Raw genomic sequence first — 17,247 nt, 5'->3', positions numbered from 1 at the left:
AGTAATCCCTCATATCTTTGTTTATCACTAAATAATTATTACATACTTCATCATAAAAAAGCAATATTAGATTATTTTTTATATGAATATTGTAATATTATTATAATATTTTGAATTTATTAGTTAAATAGATCAGTGTTTATTCTTTAAAAAAATAAACACCGAATAAAACTAACAAATTATTTCAATGCTGCTGGATATTGAAAATCTTCTTTTGAAATATCAAAAGGCCAAACTAGTACAGGTTGTTTATTAATATACTGAACAACTGTTAAGTTACCTCCCATGTTTTGATTTTTATATTCAATACCATTAAAACTTGAATCAGTAAATGAAATTGTTGAATATGGTAGAATAATTTCTGGTTTAGCACCAATGTCAAAGCTGTTTTTGATATCAATTTTATTAAAAGCATTTTTGATTGCTTCAGTAGATAAATCGCCTTGATCACTCGCAATTTTTAATGCTGATGCTATTACATATGTAGTAATATAAGCTTCAGCGGAGTGTCCATTCATTTCTACATTATAAGTTTCTTTAAATTTGTTTGAAATTTCAGTTCCTTTTGAACCTGCTACGAATTCTGTTGCTACAGCAATTCCATTACATAAGTTACCAACAGCAGGAACATAAGATGCTTCAGTAAATCCATTACCTTTTGCTATACATAAATTTGGTGCATAACCTTGTTCATTAAAAGTTTTGGTAAGCAAAATTGCGTCTGAAACATAACAATCTACAATTAAAGCATCAGGATTTAATCTTTTTAGTTGTAATACTTCTGAAGTAAGATCAGCAGCCCCTTGAGAATATAAAACTTCACCAAGGTATTCATATCCTAGTTCTTCAGCCCAATATTTAGTCCACTCAACAGTTTGTTGTCCAACTTCAGTGTTATCAGCACAAACAGCAATTGTTTTAATATCAGCATCACTTCTTTCTTTATCCATATCAGCAATTGAATAAATCATATCTCTAATGAACATCATATTAGTTGGAGCTAATCTAAAGAAATATTCATATCCATGAGAAGTTAGATTATCAGAGGTTGCATTAGCAGTAATAAAAGGTACTTGATAAGTTTCAGCTACTTGAGCTACTACTTCAGTTACACTACTTTGGTAAGCTCCAATTACAGTTTTAACTTTTTCCTGAGTTAATAGCCTTTCCATTTCAGTCATACCAAATTCGCCTTTACCTCTTGAATCACCATAGATGATTTCAATTTTTTTCCCATTAATTCCGCCAGCGGCATTAATTTCGTCTAAAGCCATTTCGATACCTTTTTGCATATTTTGACCTGAATCAGCTAGATCTCCAGTTAATGGATATAATCCACCAATAAGGATAGTATCAGAGTTTTCTTCTTCTTCACTTTCTCCACTTGCCAATAAAGGTGTAACTACTACCATTAGCAATACCAGACTTAGTAAAAATAATTTTTTTACTTTTTTCATTTTTTTTCTCCTTTTATGGATTCCTTAGAATCCTAAATATGCTTTCTTTACGTCTTCGTTATTAAGTAAATATTCAGAATTCCCTTTAACGTTGACAACTCCGTTTTCAATTACATAACCGTTTGAAGCAAGACTTAAAGCTTTTCTAGCATCTTGTTCGGCAATGGCAATCGAAAGGCCATTGGTAGATGAGACATTTTTAGCAATTTTGAAAATTTCATCTACGATTTTTGGGGCTAAACCTAACGATGGTTCATCCATTAATAAAACTTTAGGTAAGCCCATCATTCCTCTTGAAAAGGCTACCATTTGCTGTTCACCACCCGATAATGTACCAGCTAATTGTTTTTGACGTTCTTTTAAAATTGGGAACCAATTGTAGATTTGTTCTAAGGTGTTTTTTTTCTTTTTTTTAGATTCAGTAGTGCAGGCGCCTAATTCTAAATTTTCATAGACAGTCATGTTAGGGAAAAGTTGTCTCCCTTCAGGACATAAAATAATTCCTCTATCAATAAATTCAGCACAAGACTTATTTGTTATATCTTCTCCTTCAAAGAAAATTTTTCCTTTAAATGGAGAAATTAATCCTGCTGCTGCATTAATAGTAGTGCTTTTACCAGCTCCATTGCTTCCGATAAGAGAAGTAATTTGACCTTTTTCAAGAGAGAAAGATAAATCCCATATGACTTGAGTATCTCCATATTTTACGTTGATATTTTGGACAGTTAAAAAAGATTCTTTCATTATTTTGCTCCTTTTCCTAAGTAAACTTCGATTACATATGGATCATTCATTACTTCATTTGGGGTTCCTTCTATCATTTTCTTACCATGATGCATCATAATTACTTCTTCACAGAGATTTTTTACTGCACGCATAACATGTTCAATTAGTAAAATTGTAACTCCCGATTCATTAATCTTTTTTATCAAATTAACAGCTGAATCAGTTTCCGTTTGATTTAACCCTGCCATAACTTCGTCTAGGAGTAGTAGTTTTGGTTTAGTTGCTAAAGCTCTTGCTAGCTCTAATCTTTTTTTGTAAGATGTTCCCATTTCTCCAGGTAATAAATCTTTTTTGCTATATAGATCTGTAAACTTTAATATTTCTAAGGCATAGCCTTTTGCTAATTTAGCACTAGAAATATCTTGTCTTCCAAAAAGAACTCCTGAAATAACATTGTCTAAGACAGTCATATTTTGTAGAGGTTTCATAATTTGAAAAGTTCTAGCTATCCCTTTAGAAGTATAAGTATGGGCCAAATTGCCTGTTATATCATTTCCTTCATAAATAATATTTCCTTTAGTAGGGGTGTAAACTCCACTAATCATATTAAAAACAGTAGTTTTTCCAGCTCCGTTAGAACCGATCATTCCTGTAATTGATCCTTCCTTTACAAAAAAGTTAACATCGTCAACAGCTCTTAACCCTCTAAAATCTTTTGTCAAATTTTTTATTTCTAAAATGTTTTTACTCATATCATTACCTCTCATCATCACTAGCTGTTTCAAATAACTGAACTTTGTTTAATATTTTCTTTTTAACTTTACTTTTATTGAACCATCCCATAATTCCAGAAGGTTGGAATAAAATAACAATAATAATTATGCTTGAGTAAACAACTAAATTTAAACCGCTAACTATATTACCTAATGCGGCATTTAAGTATTCAGATAGAGGAGTCAAAATTATTCCACCAATAAGTGGTCCTGTTACGCTTCCTAATCCACCAATAATAGCGGGAAGAACAAATTCTATAGATTTAGTTCCCATCATTATATCTGGGTTAATATAGCGAACGTAATTTGCATAAAATACTCCACATATAGCAATCATTCCACAGCTAATGAAAGTAGCAATCAATTTGTATTTTTGAGGGTTGATACCAATAGCGTTAGCTGTATCTTCATCTTCTCTGATTGTTTTTAAACCATAGCCTAATTTTGATGTGTCTATTTTTTTTAGAATCATGTAGTAGCTAAGCATTAAAATTAATGCAATATAGAAATATGGGACCTTAGATGTAAATCTCATTTGTAAAAGTGAGGATTTGCCATATTGTAATAATAATCCTTGTCCTTTTCCTGCTAAATCCCAATTTAAGAATAGATTTCTTATAGCCTCACCAAAAGCGATTGTTACTAGGGAGAAATATGCACCATGAAGAACAAAACAAGGTGATAAAATAATGGCCCCTAATGCACCAACTATAAAAAATACTAGAATTATGCTAATCCAAGGTGAAATCCCAAGACAATTTAATAAAAGTGTAGAAATATAGGCTCCAAGACCAAAGAAAGCAGCATGTCCTAGGGATATTTGACCTGTTAAGCCTCCTAATACACTCCAAGAAAGAGAACAAGCGACTGCTAAAAATGTCGTAATAAAAATTGACATTAAATATGGAGTTTTGATAATTATTGGAATAAAAGATAATATTATAAGTAAAATTATAGGTAGTAGATTTGATTTAATTATTTTTTTCATTAGTTAGCCTCTTTTTTTCTTTAGATTTATTCTTTCTTTACCAACAAGTATTAATATAAATATTAGGAAAACGAGAGTATCTTTAAAGGATGAGCCAACTACTACTGCTCCTATTGTTTCTAATAATCCCAATACTAGTCCACCAGTGAATGCACCAATTACACTACCTAATCCTCCAAGTGTTACAACAATAAAAGATCTTGTACCATAAATATTACCTACAGTAGGATATACATAGTAGAAAGACATTAAACATGCTCCAGCTATTCCTGCAATACTTGCTCCTAATCCATATGTAATTGCATATATTTGATTAGTTTTAACACCACAAACTTTTGCCCCAACAGGGTTTTGGGATGTTGCTCTTATTTGTTTTCCTAAAGTTGTATATTTTAGCATCGTAAAAATTAATACAGTTACAATCATTAAGAAAAGAAAACTTATTAATTTTGGTGCACTAATATTTAATCCAAATAACTGAATTACTTTATTTGATACAAAACTTGTAGCAGTTCTATAATTTGATTTAAATATTAATAATGCTAAATTGGAGAAAAGGATTCCTAAGCAACATGTTAAAAATAGAACATTCGAATCATCATCAGATTTAATTGATTTTGTAATTAAGGTTACTTGAATTAAAGCACCAAATCCAAACATCAAAACTGCCACTATTGGAATAGTTATAAACGGATCCATTCCCATTTCACATAATAGATAAGACATATACATACCTATCATTAATATTTCACCTTGACAGAAGTTAACAATTTTCATAACTCCAAAAATAAGGTTTAAACTCATTCCAATCATGGCATAAATCCCTCCGATCATTATACCGTTGATTATTGCCTGTAAAAGTGTATTCAAAGCACACCCTCCTTTTAAATTGTATGCAATCTAATTTAAAAAATAACGCAACGTTGCGTAAAATAAGATATTTTTAAACAACCGTTTTCGTTATTTAGTGTATACTATCACGGAAATTTGTAATCGGCAAGAAATAAATTAATTTTTTATTTCTTTGTATAATCGGTATTTATTAGTTAATTACTTAATTAGTATCCTATTTTCTTAAAAAAATAGTTAAAAAATTAATTAGTATATTTTTCTTGACAAGATTAATTATAGGTCTTAAACTAACTGTAAATTAAGGAACCGGTTTCGTAATAGGAGCATCTTGTGATTGAGGGTAAAATGAAATGGCGACAAGATTTTTTAAAAAATATGTCGGATATATCTATAGGAAATAGAACAATATTTACTTATAACAATTTAGAAGATAATATTTATCTTTCTTTAGTTAAAGTTTCGAAAAAATTTGCGAATAAAGTAGCAATTATTGATGATAATGAGATTGAATATACATATACACAATTACTAGAAATGGTAGATGATTTTGCATCTTTTCTAGTTACAAAAGGAATCACTAAAGCAACTCATGTTGGCATTTTGTTACCAACTTCAATTGAATATTGTATAACTTTTTTTGCCTTAATTAAAATAGGAGCCATAGTTGTATTATTACCTACTAAATATAAAGAAACAGAAATTCAATCATTATTGATTCAAGCTGAAGTTACAAATCTAATAATATCTGAACGTTATATTTCATATTTTAATCATATTACTATTAATAAAATTTGGGTTAATTGTGAGACCAAAGCAAATGGCTTATCACATTATTGTACAACTGATCAGGTGCATTTTGAAAAAGCTAATAAAAATAATGATTGTGTAATCATTTTTACATCTGGAACAACCTCAACAAGCAAAGGTGTTGTCATTAAAAATTATAATGTTATGCATGCTGTTGAAACATATAAAAGATTATTAAATATAGGGGAAGATGATAAGTTAATACTCCCTATTCCCATATATTTGATAACAGGTCTAGTAGCTATTTTAGGCCTTAGTGTTCACTGTGGTGCTACTGTCAAATTAAATAGAAAATTTAATGCTGATAAAGTTTTAAATGATATTGAAAAATATAATATTTCATTTATGCATGCCTCTCCCGCAGTATTTTTACTTTTATTAAAAGAAAAACATAAAATGCATGATTTATCTTCTTTAAAAACGATTGCTTGCGGAGCAGGTAATATGCCTAAAGCTAAAATTGAAGAATTGCATAATTGGATACCTTGTGCTCAATTTCGAACTATATATGGGTTAACTGAAACAACTTCACCTGCCACTATTTTCCCAACAAATGCTTATAAACATAAGTATGTTGGTTCTGTAGGTTTACCAATTCCTGGAACAAAGTTTTTAATCCAAGATGAAAAAGGTAACCATCTAGGAGCTAACGAACGTGGAGAAATTTTAATTAAGGGTAGTGTTGTATTAGATCGATATTACAAAAGAGATGATTTGAATTTGAAAAATGACTGGCTAAGAACAGGAGATATAGGATTTTTCAATGAAGATGGTTTCTTGTTTATAACCGACAGAAAAAAAGACATTATAAATAGAGGTGGTGAAAAAATTTGTTCTATAGATGTCGAGAATGCAATTTATGATATTAAAGGAATAATAGAAGTTGCTGTAATTGGAATAGCCAATGATTTATATGGGGAAGAGGTTATCGCAATTGTAGAAAAAGAAAATAAGGCCTCAATAACTGAGGATAGCATTAAAAAATATTTATCTACAAGATTAGCAAAATATGAAATACCAAAAACAATAGTTTTCGTAGATTCGATTTCCAAATCAGCTAATGGAAAAATTAATAAAAAATATTTAAAAGAGAAATATACAAAAAGGAGTCTTTCTAATGAAAATGCCTGAATTTGTTTCAGCTGATAAAGCAGCTGAGCTAATTGAAAATAATTCTACTGTAGTAACTATTGGTATGACCTTAGTTTCTTCTGCAGAAGCTATATTAACAGCAATTGAAAAAAGATTTGAAGAAAAAGGGCAACCTAATAATCTTACTTTAGTTCATTCCTGTGGTCAAAGTGATTGTGATCGAGGTATTCAACATTTTGCTCATGAAAAATTACTTTCTAAAATAATTGGAGGTCACTGGGGGCTTCAACCAAAAATGATGGAACTAATTAAGAATAATAAAATTCTAGCTTATAACATTCCTCAAGGTCAATTCGCTCAATTATTTAGAAGCATGGCAGGAAAAGAGCCTGGTAAAATTTCTAAAGTTGGATTAGGAACTTTCATTGATCCTCGTATAGAAGGTGGAAAAATGAATGAAATTACTAAAAAAGCAGAAGATATTAATGATATTTTAACTATTGATGGCGAAGAATATATTAGATATAAGCCGATACCTTTGGATTATTGCATAATTAGAGGAACATATGTAGATGAAATTGGTAACTTATCAACTGATGAAGAAGCTATGAAATTAGAAGTTTTACCTGCAGTTTTAGCATGTAAACGTTTTGGTGGTAAAGTAATAGCTCAAGCTAAGTATAAAGTTCAAAAGGGTGATATCCATTGTAAAAAAGTAACTATACCAGGTGTATTTATTGATTACGTAGTTATAAGTGAGAATCCGGAAGTAGATCATAGACAGACTCATAGTTTTGCTTTTAATCCTGCATATTGTGGAGATATTAAAGTTCCAGAATCAAAAACAGAAATTTTAGATCTTTCTGTTAGAAAAGTTATTGGAAGAATTGCTTTGATGAATCTTAGGCCTAATAATGTATTAAATGTAGGTACAGGAATTCCAAATGATGTAATCGGCCCAATAATTACAGAAGAAAACATTTCCGAAGATGTAACAATAACTGTTGAGTCAGGAATTTATGGCGGCATTCCAATGGGAGGAATTGATTTTGGAATTGCTAAAAACAATTATGCCCTAATCCGCCATGATGATCAGTTTGATTATTATAATGGTGTTGGTGTTGATATAACATTTATGGGGGCTGGTGAAGTCGATCCGTTTGGAAATGTTAATGCTACTAGATTAGGACCAAAACCTACAGGAGCTGGTGGATTTGTAGATATAACAACTAATGCTAAACATGTTGTATTTTGTGCAAGTTTTACAGCAAAAGGTCTTATTTGTTCATTTGAAGATAATAAATTACATATTTTAAAAGAAGGTTCTCTAATTAAATTTGTTAATAAATTGCAACAAGTTTCTTATAATGGCGAAATTGCTTTCAAAAAGGGAAACAAAATGCATTACGTAACGGAGAGGGCTGTATTTACAGTTTCAGAAAAAGGTTTAGTGCTTGAGCAAATAGCTGAAGGAATAGATTTACAAACTCAAATATTAGATTTAATGGAATTTAAACCAATTATATCTGAAAATCTTAAATTTATAGATAGTAGGGTTTATAAAACTGATGGAATTATGGATTTAAAAAAAATAATTTTTGAATAAAAAATGGAGGAATTATGAGATTAAAAGAGAAAGTTGCTATTGTAACAGGTGCCGGAAGTGGTTTAGGTGCTGGCATAGCATTAAAGTTAGCACAAGAAGGTGCTAAGGTTATTGTTGCTGATATGAAAGCAGAAACAGCTAATAGCATGGTTGAAAAAATTAAAGCTGAAGGATTTGAAGCTAAAGCGTTTGTAGTTAACATTGCAGACCAAAATCAAGTTAAAAGTATGTATGATTTCACTTTAGAACAATATGGTACTTTAGATATTGTAGTAAATAACGCTGGAATTAATAGAGATGCAATGCTACATAAAATGTCTGTTGAAGATTGGAATCTTGTTATAAGTGTTAATTTAACTGGTACCTTTTATAGTGTTCAATATGCTACTCAAATTTTAAGAGAAAAAGGTAAAGGTGCAATTATTAATATTTCTTCAGGAAGTTGGTTAGGTAATATTGGACAAGCTAATTATGCAGCTTCAAAAGCAGGGGTCGTTGGATTAACAAAAACAGCATCAAGAGAATTGGCAAGAAAAGGTGTTACCTGTAATGCTATTTGTCCAGGTTTTATTGAAACAGATATGACAAGAGGTGTTCCAGAAAAAGTTTGGGACATTATGATTAGTAAGATTCCAATGGGTAGAGCTGGAAGCCCAAGAGATGTAGCTAATTTAGTAGCATTTTTAGGTTCAGATGAAGCTGATTATATAACTGGCGAAGTAATAAACGTTGGTGGTGGAATGATTGTTTAGGAGAAATTGATGACAAATAATTTAAAAGACGTGGTAATTGTTAGTGGAGTGAGAACTCCAGTCGGTGCTTATGGAAAAAGTTTGAAAGACGTTTCAGCAATTGATTTAGGTGCATTAGTTGTAAAAGAAGCAGTAAAACGCGCTGGAATTGATATAAATAAAGTTGATGAATTAATAATGGGTCAAGTTGGTCAAGTTGCAGAATGTGGATTTATAGCTAGGGCTGTTGCACTTAAAGCTGGAATGAGTGAAGAATCTACAGCATATTCAGTAAATAGACAATGTGCCTCATCACTACAGTCAATAGCTGATGCTGTAATGGAAATTCAAACAGGGCAAAATGAAATTGTTGTAGCAGGTGGAACAGAAAATATTTCACAACTCCCTTACTATGTAAAAGATGCTCGTTGGGGAGCTAGAATGGGACATAAAGTCTTTGAAGATGGAGTTATTGATATATTAACTTGGCCTTTAAATAATTCACATAATGGAGTTACGGCTGAAAATGTTGCAAAAAGATATAATGTTTCAAGAGAAGAACAAGATCAATTTGCCCTAAAGAGCCATCAAAAAGCTTCAAAAGCAATAAAAGAAGGTAAATTTGTTGAAGAAATTGTACCTGTTGAACTAGTAGATAGAAAAGGAAATGTTACAATTTTTGATACTGATGAAGGTCCTAGAGCAGATCAGACAATTGAAAAGCTACAAAGATTACGTCCTTGTTTTGTAAAAGAAAATGGAAGTGTAACAGCAGGAAATTCTTCAAGTTTAAATGATGGGGCCGCAGCTTTAGTATTGATGTCAAAAGAAAAAGCTCTTGAATTAAATCTTAAACCATTATTAACAATAAAAGGATTTGCAGTATCTGGTATAGATAGTGACTATATGGGATATGGTCCTAAATTATCAAGTGAAAAGTTAGCTAAAAAATTAGATTTAGATTTAACTGAAATTGATATGTTTGAAATTAATGAAGCCTTTGCGAGCCAGTCAGTAGCTGTAGCTAGAGATCTTAAATTGAGTGATGAAAAAGTTAATATTTATGGTGGTGGTATTTCAATTGGACACCCATTAGGTGCTACAGGAGCTGTTTTAGTTGTTAAAGTATTACATGAATTAAAAAGAACCACTAAAAATGATGCGATGGTTAGTATGTGTATTGGTGGTGGACAAGGAATGTCAATGTATTTTACTAAAAATTAATTCCTATTAATTTTTTGTAAATCTTTTAAAATAAATTCTTCAATATAATTTTAAATATACTGAAGAATTTATCATATAAATTATTAAATTATATAATAACATAGCAAAAATTTGATAAATCTATATGAAGAAGGAAATTAAATGATTAGTTTTGATATTAAAGGTAAAAGAGCTATAGTTACTGGAGGCTCAAGTGGTCTTTGTAAAGAAATTGCAAAACAATATGTCGAGGCTGGATGCAAGGTTGTAATTGTATCAGTTGATAATGGAATTGAAAGTGCAGCTAAAGAAATAAGTAAAGAAGGGAATATAGTTGAATATATTCAATTTGATCTTACAGATTTTGATAATATTCCAAAATTGGTAGATGAATGTTTATTAAAACTTGATAATAGAGTTGATATTTTATTTAATGGAGCAGGTATGATTAAAAGGGCTCCAGCTTTAGATGTAAAATTCTCTGATTGGCAAAAAGTGATAGATTTAAACTTAAATGCTGTTTTTTTATTGTCACAATTAGTTGGTAGGCACATGGTAGAACAAGGCTCAGGTAGAATAATTAACATGGCCTCAATGGATTCTTTTTTTGGTAGTGTTATGGTCCCTGCATACTCTGCTAGTAAAGGTGGATTAGCTATATTAACAAAGGCTTTATCTAATGAATTAAGTTCTAAGGGCGTTAATGTTAATGCCATAGCTCCAGGATATATGAGAACTGCTCTAACTAAAAACATGAAGGATGTAAATCCAGCTCAATATGCAGAAATAACTAATAGAATTCCAATGGGTAGATGGGGTGAGCCAAAAGACTTAGCTGGCCTTGCAATTTTTCTTGTATCTAGTGCTTCTGAATATATAACTGGTGCTATTATACCCGTAGATGGTGGATTTATGGGAAAATAATTAATTTGTGTCTTGAATAAGAATTAATATTAGATTATCGTAGCATTCGGGTTATATTTTCTAATTGCAATTTGACCTCTTTTAAGAAAATACTTCGATTAGTGTTCTAATGTATTTTTTTGCTCGTTTATGGTAAAAAGTTACAATACACTTAATAAATGTAAAGTAAAAATATTAAAATTTTGTTAATTAGCTTATTTTTTTCTTAAAAACATATTGACTAGAATTGCGTTTTTATTCATTTTAGCTATATCTAAATTATACGTTGTGACAGAACGAATAGGAGTATGTTATGACCCGCGAATTCATAGACGAAATGAAGGAAGCGCTAAAAGCAGAAAAAGCTGCTATTTTGAAAAAATTGATCAAACAAGATTCAGATTTTAAAGATTTAGTTAACGCAAAAACTATCAATGATAGCATTGATTCTGTAACTGAGGAATTAGCATTTAGAAAAATTCAAATAACTGCTACTCATGATTATAATAAGTTACAAGCAATTGATAATGCCCTCTCAAGAATTCACAACAAACAATATGGATATTGTTTCCAATGTGGAAAGGAAATCCCAGAAAATAGGTTAAGGGCAATTCCTTATGCAGTTGTTTGTGTTGACTGTAAAAACAGTGAGGAAGAGAAGGCTGGAAGAAGTAGGTAAAATAATTAAAGGTTCACAATTTTTGTGAACCTTTAACTGTTTTTAGAAATAATCTTAGAAATATGGATTGTTTCTCTCTTGCTTGATTGTTGTTTTAGGACCATGCCCAGGTAAGACAATTATATCGTCATCTAATTCCATAAGTTTAGATAAGCTAACCTGTATATCTTGGTAGCTTCCTCCAACAAGGTCACATCTTCCAATACTACTTGCAAAAAGAGTATCTCCAGAAAATAGGATATTATTTTCTTCATCTAGGTAGCAAACTCCACCTTGAGTATGACCTGGTGTTGAAATAACTTTGAAGTGACAATCATCTAAAAATTCTCCGCCTTTAAGAGTATAATCAGCTTCTGGTAAATTATTAATTTCGTTTTCAAAACTCTGCAGGAAAGTTAAGTCAAAACAATATTTATTAATGAAGTCTTTACCTTTTTTTCCAAGGTAGCATAGATCTTTTTCACCGACAAAGATTTCTAATGAAGGATAGGTTTCAACCAATTTTGGCAAGCCCATTATATGATCCCAATGTCCATGAGTTAGTAAAACTGATACAGGTTCAACATTTCTCTTTTTAAGAAAATCAATAATTTTATCTGCATCGGCACCAGGATCGATTATCCAAGCACTTTGAGTTTCTTCATTACCATAAATATAACAATTTGTTTGGTAAGGACCGACAATTAAGGAATCAATAAACATAAATCCACTTCCTATCTAATTATTTCTTTTTGGAATAAGTAATAGAAGCTGTGCGGCCTTTGATGTCAATACCGTCCAAAACTTCGATTGCCTTTTCACAATTTTTTTCATCCATAGTTATAAAAGAATATTTATCATGGACTCTGATGCTATAAATATCATCTCTAGTGATATTTAACTTTTCTTGAAGTAAAAGAGAAAGTTCTTTAGTATATAACTTTTTCATTTTACCAACATTTAAATAAAGAGTTTTTGCCCCATCAGGAAGTTTTTTTACTGGCTTAGGTTTTTTTACTGCTTTAGTTTCTGTTTGTGCTGCTTTAGCAACATTTTGATCTGCAAAAGTTTTTTTTGCCTTTGAATTTCGACTTTTTTGACTTTTAGCTTTTTGAGCTTTATCATCTTTCGATGACTTAGTGAGCTCTCTTAATAAGTAAGCCATAAAGTATCCACGTAAGCGCCATGGAACATTCTTTTTGATGAGTTTTTTAAGAGATTCTAATTCTTCAGGATTTGGATCTGTTTCAGTTTTTCCTGCAAGTAATTTAATCTTCCCAATTAGAACATCATCTAATTCAATAGGGGTGCTCTTGTTTCTATTATCCATGAGCAAGTCTCCTTAAAGATATTTACTACACTCATTGAGTTTTAGTGTAGTTCCTTTTTTGCAAAATATATAATAATTTTTTATATGTTTTAATTATATATTTTGTATAATACTAAGGCTAGGAAAAGGCACCTACCTTAGCTCCAAGGATACCTTCCGGTCACACTCGGGGAATTGATAAACTAAAAAGTCCTGCAATACCAATTTCTTTTGAGCATATAAAAGAATTAATAGCTTTGTCAAGGAAACAATTATTTGCTATATTGTTCTTATGGCCTATAGTAGCAGTGAACAAATAGTAATAATAGAGAAGCAAATAGAAAAAGTCAAACAACTTATAGCTAAACATTATCTAAGTTTAGGTGTATCTGTTGCACTTTTTGTAAAAAATAAATCTTTTCCTTATTGTTCAAATGAGCTTATTGACTATGAAATGTCTAAAAAAGAATATAAAAAACAATTAGATATTTTTAATAAACTTAAAAATAAAGTAGACATAGTTGATGACTGTAATAAACAAATTTGTAATTTGAGAATATTATTAGATGAAAAAAAAGAAGAAGAAGAAAAAGAGCTCTCACGCTTTGGAGCTGCAGTTTATGAGGCTTATTCTAATAATAAATTAAGTGAAGATTTAAAAATTAAGCTAGATTCTATTTTTAACAATATAAATAAAACAATAGCTAAGTATGAAAAAAAAGCTAACTCTACAAATGTAATTTTATTTTCTGCTTTTTATAATAATCTTTTGTTAAATAAAAAACGAGAATTAAAAAAATTATTTAGAAATGCTGCTGTTTATCTTAGAGATAATAACCTAATAGAAAAAATTGAGATTTTAAATAAAGAGAAATATTTAAATACATTAAATCTAGCTATTAATTCTAGAACTCAATTAGAGAAGAAAATTAAAAAATGTGAAAATCAAATCAAATTGATTAAAAATGAAGAAGCTCATTCTTCTTCTAGGGTATTAGAAGAACTAAAAAAAGATGTGAAAAATGCTAAAGAGAGTGAAATAAATGCTGCTATATTATTAGGTAAAGAACTATATAATACTCTCCCCAATGATATTACCTCAAAAGAAATTGGCATAAAAGCAATTTCTTTGATAGATAATATAACACTAGAACTTGCTAAAATTGATAGTTTAGAACAAGATATAGTAAAAATAAAAAATGAGATGATCATTACAGAGCTTTCAGCTCAGATAGCACATGAGAGAAGTAAAATTAAAACGCTTGAAACTGAAATAGCAAATTGTAATAGACAGATTAATAAAATAGAACAAAAAATAAATGAAAAACGTAATAAGATAATAGAGTTGAAGAAAAAAGGAACATTTGAAAAATCAACTTTAGACTTAGTTACTTTGGATGAGAGCGATGGAAACACCGAAAAATAATGATAAAAATGAAATGAGTGAGAACAAAAAGCCTATACATAAAAAAACTCCGTCTACTTCTTCTAAGTCTAACTCGGTGAAAAGAAAAGCAAGAACTGAAATACAAAAAAAAGCTTTATTAGACAAAGAAAAGACCCCATCTGCTACTAACAAAAATCCAACAAAAAAACCTAGAATAGCAAACGTGCAAACTAGTGAAGCTTCTAAGAGTAGAAAAGAAATCAAAAAAAATAATATAGATGAAATAATTGTTCCTCCGAGAAAAGCCGTTAGAGGAATTCCTAGTTCTAAAAAAGATGTCTTTAAAAAAGGAGGATACTCTTCTACTCAACAAAAAAAAGAAGTTAAAAAAGAAGAAGATAAGAACCAAAATAAAATAAATTCTCAAAGTAAGAGTAAAAAAGACAAAACAGTTCCACATATAAATCATGAACAAAGTCATACTTATTCAATTAAGAAATTAAAAACTAATATAAAAGATGATGCTAAAACAAAAAGTGATAGTAAATCTAAAATTTCTGTAACTAAAAAAACAAGCCAGAAGAAAAAAAATGTAAATCAAAAAAATAAAGAGATAAAAAAACCTATCTCAAAAGTTAAAAAGAATGTTAGCCCTAAAAAAAAGAAATCTTCTACTAAGAAGAATAAAAAGATTAAAAAAAATACAATTAATAAAAATAAATATATTATTATAATTCTTTTTATCTTATTATTAGCTTTAATTATTTTAAAGCTATTTTCTAATACTCAATTTTCTAATAATAGTTTAACATCTAGTTTATCGAATGATAACTTAAATATAATAGAGCCAATTTCTTCAAACGATATAAATTTAGATTATATTTATGTTGGAAACGATACAAATGACTTATCCTCTATAAACAGTTCTCTATCTTTATTAAATGAAGAGGAGAATAATGATTCATCAATTTCAATTGTCAATATAGAGGATGATAAATTGAGTGGAGATTACGTAAAATTAACAATTAACAAAGGATTAAGTGCTAAAGCAATATCTTTTTTATTAGAAGAAAATGGGGTTTGTAGTAGTGAGGCTTTTTTAAATTATGTTGTTAGTAATAATTTAGATACCAAGCTTAGAAGTGGTACCTATATTATTAAGAAAAATAGTCACATTGAAGATATAGCCTCAGCTATTGTTGAATCAGATGATATAACAATAAAAATCTATCCAGCAAGTACTATTGATCAAGTTGATCAGCTTTTAGCAAGTCGTAAACTTATAGATAAAGGAGAATTTATCGAGGCTTGCACAACAATTTGTAGTGAAAAAGGCTTAGAATTTGTAGAAGGGTGGTTTACTCCAGCAATCTATAAAATTACAAATAAATTTGATGTAGATTTATTAGCTAGAACGATGTTAGAAAATACTTTTAAAATTTTATCACCATACCTTAAAGATATTGCAAATTCTGGGTATAGTATAAACGAGATAATAATAATAGCTTCATTAATTCAAGCTGAAACTCAAGATGTTGATCAGATGCCGATAATTTCAAGTGTTATTCATAATAGAATTAAAAAAGATATGCCACTTGGAATTGATGCAACTACAAGATATGAACTTGGGAATTGGAGTGATGAAATAACGCAAGAAATATTTGATAAGCAAACTCCATATAATACAAGAAGAAAAAAAGGGCTACCGCCTAGTGGAATTTGTTTAAGTAGTAAAGAGGCAATTGAAAGTGCAATCTATCCGTCAGAGACTGATTATCTGTATTATATCCATGATTTGGATGGTAATTTAATCCCAGCTTTGACTTATGAAGAACATTTAGAAAATATAGAAAAGAGAGATAGTAAAATATAATGAATTATGAATTTGGTAAGTATAACTTACACACTCATTCCTTTTATTGTGGGCATGGAGTAGGTGAGTTAGAAGATTATGTGAGAGAAGCAAAAAATAATTCAATAGAATTGTTAGGTTTTAGTGAACATTGTCCAGTAAAAGAAAATCGCTGGTCAAAGAGTAGAATGGATTATAAAACTGTTGATACCTATTTAGCTAATATAGATAATTTAAAAGAGGTGGAAAAGCAAAATAATGAAAAGAATTTAGCTTTAAAACAAGATATTGAAAAAACGTCACTTAAAATATTAAGTGGTTTTGAATGTGATTATTTTAAAGAATATCATTCGTATTTAGAAGAAATGAAAGAAAGATGTGATTACTTAATTTTTGGGGTACATTATTTAAATTTACCAACAAACAAAGATTTTCCACTTCATCATTATCCTTTAAATAAAAAAGCATTAAGTGTTTATGCTAAACAATATATAAAATCAATCGAAAGCGGATTATTTTCATTAGCAGCTCATCCTGATTTATTTTTTATACAATATTTCAAATGGGATGAACAAGCAAAAGCTGTTAGTAAAGATATAATCGAAGCAGCCCTGTATTACGATATGCCTTTAGAGGTAAATGGAAATGGTATTTTAAAAGAGAAAACAATAGGCTTTAATAACGATATGAGATACCTATATCCTGTTGAAGAATTTTGGAATCTTGCAAAAAGTTATGATAAAATAAAGATAATTTCTAATTCGGATGCACACTCTCCTTATAACATAGGTAAAGCTATAGATTTGTGTGATAAGTTTGGGAAAAGAGTTGGATTAGAATATAAAAGCGCAAATATAGATAATATTGAAAGTAGCCATAAAATAGAATTCGTTTAAAGAGGGT

At 29.7% G+C, this 17,247-nt stretch carries 16 protein-coding genes; 9 read left to right on the top strand and 7 right to left on the bottom strand.

Features of this window, described 5'->3' with window-relative positions; genetic code table 11:
• Positions 1 to 179: 179 nt before the first annotated feature.
• From ACZ5SO_RS07605 to ACZ5SO_RS07585, 5 genes are read right to left on the bottom strand one after another with little or no spacing between them, the layout of a single operon-like run.
• Positions 180 to 1,457: an ABC transporter substrate-binding protein gene (locus tag ACZ5SO_RS07605; RefSeq protein WP_464627773.1), complete on the bottom strand. Its 1,278-nt coding sequence runs from the start codon at positions 1,455 to 1,457 to the stop codon at positions 180 to 182.
• Positions 1,458 to 1,481: 24 nt separating this feature from the next.
• Entirely contained in the window at positions 1,482 to 2,201 is a 720-nt protein-coding gene (locus ACZ5SO_RS07600) for an ABC transporter ATP-binding protein (protein WP_464627772.1), read from the bottom strand.
• Positions 2,201 to 2,935 (bottom strand): ABC transporter ATP-binding protein, encoded by a 735-nt coding sequence (locus ACZ5SO_RS07595; RefSeq protein ID WP_464627771.1) that lies wholly within the window; start codon positions 2,933 to 2,935, stop codon positions 2,201 to 2,203. The genes ACZ5SO_RS07600 and ACZ5SO_RS07595 overlap by 1 nt, the downstream gene beginning before the upstream one ends.
• 4 nt (positions 2,936 to 2,939) lie before the next feature.
• A complete protein-coding gene (locus ACZ5SO_RS07590) occupies positions 2,940 to 3,944 on the bottom strand; it encodes a branched-chain amino acid ABC transporter permease (RefSeq protein WP_464627770.1) in 1,005 nt (334 codons plus the stop codon).
• Positions 3,945 to 3,947: 3 nt separating this feature from the next.
• A complete protein-coding gene (locus tag ACZ5SO_RS07585; RefSeq protein WP_464627769.1) occupies positions 3,948 to 4,814 on the bottom strand; it encodes a branched-chain amino acid ABC transporter permease in 867 nt (288 codons plus the stop codon).
• 312 nt (positions 4,815 to 5,126) lie between these two features.
• On the opposite strand from ACZ5SO_RS07585, the gene ACZ5SO_RS07580 reads away from it, so the two are divergent.
• The 6 genes from ACZ5SO_RS07580 to ACZ5SO_RS07555 all read left to right on the top strand — a co-directional run bounded on the left by ACZ5SO_RS07580 (position 5,127) and on the right by ACZ5SO_RS07555 (position 11,817).
• A complete protein-coding gene (locus ACZ5SO_RS07580; RefSeq protein ID WP_464627768.1) occupies positions 5,127 to 6,734 on the top strand; it encodes a class I adenylate-forming enzyme family protein in 1,608 nt (535 codons plus the stop codon).
• Complete coding sequence (locus ACZ5SO_RS07575; protein WP_464627767.1) at positions 6,721 to 8,301, top strand: acyl CoA:acetate/3-ketoacid CoA transferase; 1,581 nt, start codon at positions 6,721 to 6,723, stop codon at positions 8,299 to 8,301. Before ACZ5SO_RS07580 ends, ACZ5SO_RS07575 begins: the two co-directional genes overlap by 14 nt.
• 14 nt (positions 8,302 to 8,315) lie before the next feature.
• A complete protein-coding gene (fabG, locus tag ACZ5SO_RS07570) occupies positions 8,316 to 9,053 on the top strand; it encodes a 3-oxoacyl-ACP reductase FabG (protein ID WP_464627766.1) in 738 nt (245 codons plus the stop codon).
• 9 nt (positions 9,054 to 9,062) lie between these two features.
• Positions 9,063 to 10,256: a thiolase family protein gene (locus tag ACZ5SO_RS07565; RefSeq protein ID WP_464627765.1), complete on the top strand. Its 1,194-nt coding sequence runs from the start codon at positions 9,063 to 9,065 to the stop codon at positions 10,254 to 10,256.
• Between the two features lie 141 nt (positions 10,257 to 10,397).
• Positions 10,398 to 11,159, top strand: coding sequence for an SDR family oxidoreductase (locus tag ACZ5SO_RS07560; RefSeq protein ID WP_464627764.1), 762 nt, complete (start codon positions 10,398 to 10,400; stop codon positions 11,157 to 11,159).
• 292 nt (positions 11,160 to 11,451) lie between these two features.
• Positions 11,452 to 11,817 (top strand): TraR/DksA family transcriptional regulator, encoded by a 366-nt coding sequence (locus ACZ5SO_RS07555; protein WP_464627763.1) that lies wholly within the window; start codon positions 11,452 to 11,454, stop codon positions 11,815 to 11,817.
• A gap of 54 nt (positions 11,818 to 11,871) precedes the next feature.
• Here ACZ5SO_RS07555 and ACZ5SO_RS07550 read toward each other — a convergent pair whose 3' ends face one another.
• Positions 11,872 to 12,519, bottom strand: coding sequence for an MBL fold metallo-hydrolase (locus ACZ5SO_RS07550; protein WP_464627762.1), 648 nt, complete (start codon positions 12,517 to 12,519; stop codon positions 11,872 to 11,874).
• Between the two features lie 19 nt (positions 12,520 to 12,538).
• The gene (locus ACZ5SO_RS07545; protein ID WP_464627761.1) at positions 12,539 to 13,126 is read right to left on the bottom strand and encodes a DbpA RNA binding domain-containing protein; all 588 of its coding nucleotides are present in this window, start codon (positions 13,124 to 13,126) and stop codon (positions 12,539 to 12,541) included.
• 271 nt (positions 13,127 to 13,397) lie between these two features.
• Between ACZ5SO_RS07545 and ACZ5SO_RS07540 the strand changes: the two genes are divergently transcribed.
• Genes ACZ5SO_RS07540 through ACZ5SO_RS07530 form a run of 3 tightly spaced genes read left to right on the top strand, consistent with a single transcriptional unit; the run spans position 13,398 to position 17,240 of the window.
• Positions 13,398 to 14,531: a hypothetical protein gene (locus ACZ5SO_RS07540; RefSeq protein WP_464627760.1), complete on the top strand. Its 1,134-nt coding sequence runs from the start codon at positions 13,398 to 13,400 to the stop codon at positions 14,529 to 14,531.
• On the top strand, positions 14,512 to 16,365 hold the full coding sequence (gene mltG, locus ACZ5SO_RS07535) for an endolytic transglycosylase MltG (RefSeq protein WP_464627759.1): 1,854 nt from the start codon (positions 14,512 to 14,514) through the stop codon (positions 16,363 to 16,365). Before ACZ5SO_RS07540 ends, mltG begins: the two co-directional genes overlap by 20 nt.
• Complete coding sequence (locus ACZ5SO_RS07530; RefSeq protein WP_464627758.1) at positions 16,365 to 17,240, top strand: PHP domain-containing protein; 876 nt, start codon at positions 16,365 to 16,367, stop codon at positions 17,238 to 17,240. The genes mltG and ACZ5SO_RS07530 overlap by 1 nt, the downstream gene beginning before the upstream one ends.
• Positions 17,241 to 17,247 lie beyond the last annotated feature (7 nt).

The sequence above is a fragment of the Pleomorphochaeta naphthae genome (genome assembly GCF_055396005.1).
This window is presented reverse-complemented; position numbering and strand designations above follow the sequence as displayed.

Bases quoted from the DNA above. Each gene is read 5' to 3' on its own strand.
- ACZ5SO_RS07530 (WP_464627758.1), top strand. From the start codon at position 16,365: ATGAATTATGAATTTGGTAAGTATAACTTACACACTCATTCCTTTTAT.
- ACZ5SO_RS07545 (WP_464627761.1), bottom strand. From the start codon at position 13,126: ATGGATAATAGAAACAAGAGCACCCCTATTGAATTAGATGATGTTCTA.
- ACZ5SO_RS07560 (WP_464627764.1), top strand. From the start codon at position 10,398: ATGATTAGTTTTGATATTAAAGGTAAAAGAGCTATAGTTACTGGAGGC.
- ACZ5SO_RS07590 (WP_464627770.1), bottom strand. From the start codon at position 3,944: ATGAAAAAAATAATTAAATCAAATCTACTACCTATAATTTTACTTATA.
- ACZ5SO_RS07595 (WP_464627771.1), bottom strand. From the start codon at position 2,935: ATGAGTAAAAACATTTTAGAAATAAAAAATTTGACAAAAGATTTTAGA.
- ACZ5SO_RS07605 (WP_464627773.1), bottom strand. From the start codon at position 1,457: ATGAAAAAAGTAAAAAAATTATTTTTACTAAGTCTGGTATTGCTAATG.
- ACZ5SO_RS07540 (WP_464627760.1), top strand. From the start codon at position 13,398: ATGGCCTATAGTAGCAGTGAACAAATAGTAATAATAGAGAAGCAAATA.
- mltG (WP_464627759.1), top strand. From the start codon at position 14,512: ATGGAAACACCGAAAAATAATGATAAAAATGAAATGAGTGAGAACAAA.
- ACZ5SO_RS07575 (WP_464627767.1), top strand. From the start codon at position 6,721: ATGAAAATGCCTGAATTTGTTTCAGCTGATAAAGCAGCTGAGCTAATT.
- ACZ5SO_RS07550 (WP_464627762.1), bottom strand. From the start codon at position 12,519: ATGTTTATTGATTCCTTAATTGTCGGTCCTTACCAAACAAATTGTTAT.
- ACZ5SO_RS07555 (WP_464627763.1), top strand. From the start codon at position 11,452: ATGACCCGCGAATTCATAGACGAAATGAAGGAAGCGCTAAAAGCAGAA.
- fabG (WP_464627766.1), top strand. From the start codon at position 8,316: ATGAGATTAAAAGAGAAAGTTGCTATTGTAACAGGTGCCGGAAGTGGT.
- ACZ5SO_RS07565 (WP_464627765.1), top strand. From the start codon at position 9,063: ATGACAAATAATTTAAAAGACGTGGTAATTGTTAGTGGAGTGAGAACT.
- ACZ5SO_RS07600 (WP_464627772.1), bottom strand. From the start codon at position 2,201: ATGAAAGAATCTTTTTTAACTGTCCAAAATATCAACGTAAAATATGGA.